At 35.6% G+C, this 3,560-nt stretch carries 7 protein-coding genes; all 7 read right to left on the reverse strand.

The features are described from left to right. On the reverse strand, nt 1–497 hold a 497-nt coding region (locus JHC30_08405), incomplete at its 3' end, for an HAD family hydrolase (protein MCI4464162.1). After that, complete coding sequence (locus JHC30_08410; GenBank protein ID MCI4464163.1) at nt 457–1,158, reverse strand: nucleotidyltransferase family protein; 702 nt, start codon at nt 1,156–1,158, stop codon at nt 457–459. The genes JHC30_08410 and JHC30_08405, both read right to left, overlap by 41 nt. Next, nucleotides 1,158–1,730 (reverse strand): SIS domain-containing protein, encoded by a 573-nt coding sequence (locus tag JHC30_08415; GenBank protein ID MCI4464164.1) that lies wholly within the window; start codon nt 1,728–1,730, stop codon nt 1,158–1,160. The genes JHC30_08410 and JHC30_08415 overlap by 1 nt, the downstream gene beginning before the upstream one ends. Beyond that, nucleotides 1,723–2,760, reverse strand: a complete 1,038-nt coding sequence (locus tag JHC30_08420) for a GHMP kinase (GenBank protein MCI4464165.1) — start codon at nt 2,758–2,760, stop codon at nt 1,723–1,725. The genes JHC30_08415 and JHC30_08420 overlap by 8 nt, the downstream gene beginning before the upstream one ends. Further along, nucleotides 2,753–2,836 carry a hypothetical protein gene (locus JHC30_08425; protein ID MCI4464166.1) on the reverse strand — a complete coding sequence of 28 codons (84 nt, stop codon included), beginning with the start codon at nt 2,834–2,836 and terminating at the stop codon, nt 2,753–2,755. Before JHC30_08425 ends, JHC30_08420 begins: the two co-directional genes overlap by 8 nt. A 9-nt stretch (nt 2,837–2,845) precedes the next feature. Further along, nucleotides 2,846–3,190: a hypothetical protein gene (locus JHC30_08430; GenBank protein MCI4464167.1), complete on the reverse strand. Its 345-nt coding sequence runs from the start codon at nt 3,188–3,190 to the stop codon at nt 2,846–2,848. Next, a partial coding sequence (locus JHC30_08435) for a hypothetical protein (protein ID MCI4464168.1) occupies nt 3,187–3,560 on the reverse strand: 374 nt, incomplete at its 5' end. The genes JHC30_08430 and JHC30_08435, both read right to left, overlap by 4 nt.

Here is a 3,560-nt window from a genome sequence, read left to right on the forward strand (position 1 = left end):
ACAACATAATCACTTTCAATTTGAGCAGAGGTATTGCTGTTAATGAGGATTGTTATCGCCCCCAATCTTTTTCCTGCTTCTACATCCCTCCATGAATCACCTACAACAAACGAGTTTCTGAAATCTATGTCTGGAAAATCCTCTTTTGCTTTAAGAAACATTCCAATATTTGGTTTTCTGCAAGGAGATGTGTCATCAACATCGGGACAGTAATAATAGGCATCTATATGCGCACCATATTTTTTGAGTTCTTCATTCAATTTTGCCATTACTTTTTCGAAGTCATTTTTGCTCATTATTCCTTTGCCTATACCTCTTTGGTTGGTGATAACTATTACAAGATACCCCCTCTTATTAAATTCTTTTATTGCTTCCGCTGCTCCATTTAATAATTTTAGTTCTTCAGGAGATTTAATATAATCTCCTTCCGGAGCTTTCTCGTTAATTACTCCGTCCCTATCCAAAAATATTGTGCACTTCTTTTGTTGCTTTTTCATAATCCTCTTTAATCCCTATATCTATAAAATAGGCATTAAAAACTTTTCCGTATAAACCATTTCTAATTAAAGATGGTAGAATATCTTTCTCAAGAGAAACCGGCGTGTTATCTTGTATTTTATTAAGAATTATTTTTTTCATAACATATATTCCACCATTAATTAACCCAGCCTCATGAATTCCTTTTTCAATAAACTCTGTCACCTCACAATTTGCATCTAATTCCACCCTACCGTATCTGAAACAATCATCCATATTTTTTAATGCCATTGTAATCAAAGCATTTTTTGAATTATGGAAATTAAGAAGTTCTTTTAAATCTACAGGGAATAGTGTGTCTCCGTTTAGAAGGAAAAATGTGTTACTTATAATAAATTTCTCGGCGTTTTTTATTGCGCCTGCAGTTCCTAAAGGAACATTTTCGTCACTATATGTTATCTTTAATCCAAGATCAGAGCCATCTTTAAAATACTCTTTTATCTTTTCTTTTTTGTAGCCCACACAGAGAACAACATCCTTTATGCCCTCTTTTTTAAGATACATCAGAATATAATAAAGAAAAGGTTTACCATTAACGGGAAGCATTACTTTTGAAATTTCGTCTTTTGTAATTTCTCTTATCCGTGTGCCCCGTCCACCTGCAAGGATTAACGCCTGCATTAACTCAAAGCCTCCTCTATAACTTCACATAGAGTGTGCCCAAGTAGTATATGCATTTCCTGAATTCTTGGGGTATCCTGCGATGGAACTCTTATGCACAGGTTTGCAAAATCTTTCAATTTGCCTCCTGTTTCGCCGGTAAATGCAACGGTATAAATACCGAGTTCATTTGCCTTTTTAATGGCATTAATAATATTTTTTGAGTTTCCGCTTGTTGAAAGACCAATTGCTACATCGCCTTTATTTCCTAAGGCCTCAATTTGCCGTGAAAAAATTTCATCGAACGATATATCATTTGCAGTGGCAGTAATAATTGTTGAACTTGTTGTAAGTGAAATTGCAGGCAATGCTTTTCTTACTTTATAAAATTTGCCAACCAATTCTCCTGCTATATGCTCAGCTTGTGACGCAGAACCGCCGTTACCAAAAAGAATTATTTTATTGCCACGCCTTATAGCATTTATACAAACATCAAACAATTTAATCATATCTTCTCCACAGGTAGAAAGTAGATTGCCCGTAATCTGGATATGGTCTTTAATTCTCTCCTGCAGCAATTTTCTACTATCCATTTTTTACCTCCCAAGCAGTAGCCCCATCTTCTACAAAACTAAATGGGAGCACCTGAACGCCCAATTCTTTTAATCTATTTATCACGCTTACCTTTTTATCAAATTCTGTATAGAAAAACATAAAACCGCCGCCACCTGCACCTGAAATTTTACCGCCTATTGCGCCTGCCTTGAGTGCTTCTTCATATATCCTATCTATTATTTCATTCGATATACCTTCAGCCATCTTTTTCTTTTCATACCACTCTTCGTTAAGAAGTTCACCAAAACGATGGAGTTCTCCTCTTAAAAGAGCATTTTTCATTTCAAAAGCAAGTTTCTTTATGTTATCCATTGCACAGATTGCATCTTTTTGTTTTTCTTTGTAATTCTTGATCTGTTTCTCTATAATCTTTGAAGAGGTACGAGTGCTTCCTATGTAGCCAAGAATTAAACTATATTCTAACTCATTTAAGATGCTTTTTTCTATACGCAAAGGATTTACAACAGTAATATCTTTATTAAACTCAATAAAATTCATTCCACCAAAAGAAGACGCATATTGGTCTTGTTTTCCGCCTTTTATGCCAACATCCACCCTCTCAATCTCATAGGCAAGTTCTGCAAGTTCATAGGGAGTTAATGGCAGTTTCACTAATTTTGCAAAGGCCACTATTACTGCTACTGCAATTGCAGACGATGAGCCTAAACCCGAACCAGGAGGCGCATCACTATGCACAAAAATCCTAAATCCATTATTAAGTCCGTATCTTGAACGGAATTTATTGATTACCCCCTTTATAAGGTCCAACTGTCCATCAAACGCTATCTCTTTGTCTATTGTATACTTTAATATTACATCATAGTCAAGGCTTGCTATTTCTACTTCTTTATTGCCTTTGGGAATAATTGTTGCATAAGCAAAACGGTTAATAGTGCTATTGAGAACAACCCCCCCATGCTCGTCCACATAAGGGGAAACATCAGTTCCACCTCCTGCAAAACTTATTCTCAAAGGAGCTCTTGATCTAATAACAAATAGACTACTCATTTTTCCTTCCTGTCATCATTGATAACGGCCAAAGCCTTGTACCCTTTCCACCTGCAAGAATTATAACTTTCACCAAAAGCCTCCTTTATTCTTTAGGATAAACAATTAAAATGCTTTTGTCCGTTTGATACCAGTTCACATGTGCACCAATAGACTCTGCAACAAAACGAATAGGGAGCATTGTTCTGTCGTTTTTGATAATCGGGGTAACTTTTGCATTGGAGGAATCAATCTGGACCTTCTTACCATTAATGAGGACAATATCGCCTGCATTATCCTTTATTTTGAGATTCGCCTTTCCTTTCGCAAACAGAATCTGTCCGCTTATATTAACTGAATAAGGCATTACATTCACTACATTTGTAAAGAAATTAAGCATTGAAGTAATAATTAAAAAGTTTGCTATAAACAAAACAGCAAATCTTTTCACATCTTTGCCACCTCTTTGTTCCCCTGCGTGCCTTCCATATACTCAAGAAAGAAGGCGAGTAAAATTGAGAAGAAGAGTGCTGCAACTCCTGCAATTGCTACATTAAGCAACTTTTTTGGCTTTATCGGAGTATTCGAAACATAGGGCTGTTGAAGATATTCAAATTCATGCGACATACTAAGCTGAGAGTTAAGGTCAGTGACTGTATTTTCCAAATCTATTTTCTTGCTTAACATTGATGCATATAAACTTGTCAGTGAATATGACCCTAATTCGTCTTTTGAACTACTTTTTTGCATCTGAAGTATTTGTTTGGAAATCTGGGTTACTTCCGAATTCAAAATTTCAATCTGAGATGAAAGAGTTAAAA

The sequence above is a fragment of the Caldisericum sp. genome (assembly GCA_022759145.1).
Classification (GTDB): domain Bacteria; phylum Caldisericota; class Caldisericia; order Caldisericales; family Caldisericaceae; genus Caldisericum.

Coding starts and splice junctions, on each gene's coding strand:
- JHC30_08410 (MCI4464163.1), bottom strand. CDS start 1,158: ATGCAGGCGTTAATCCTTGCAGGTGGACGGGGCACACGGATAAGAGAA.
- JHC30_08420 (MCI4464165.1), bottom strand. CDS start 2,760: ATGAGTAGTCTATTTGTTATTAGATCAAGAGCTCCTTTGAGAATAAGT.
- JHC30_08415 (MCI4464164.1), bottom strand. CDS start 1,730: ATGGATAGTAGAAAATTGCTGCAGGAGAGAATTAAAGACCATATCCAG.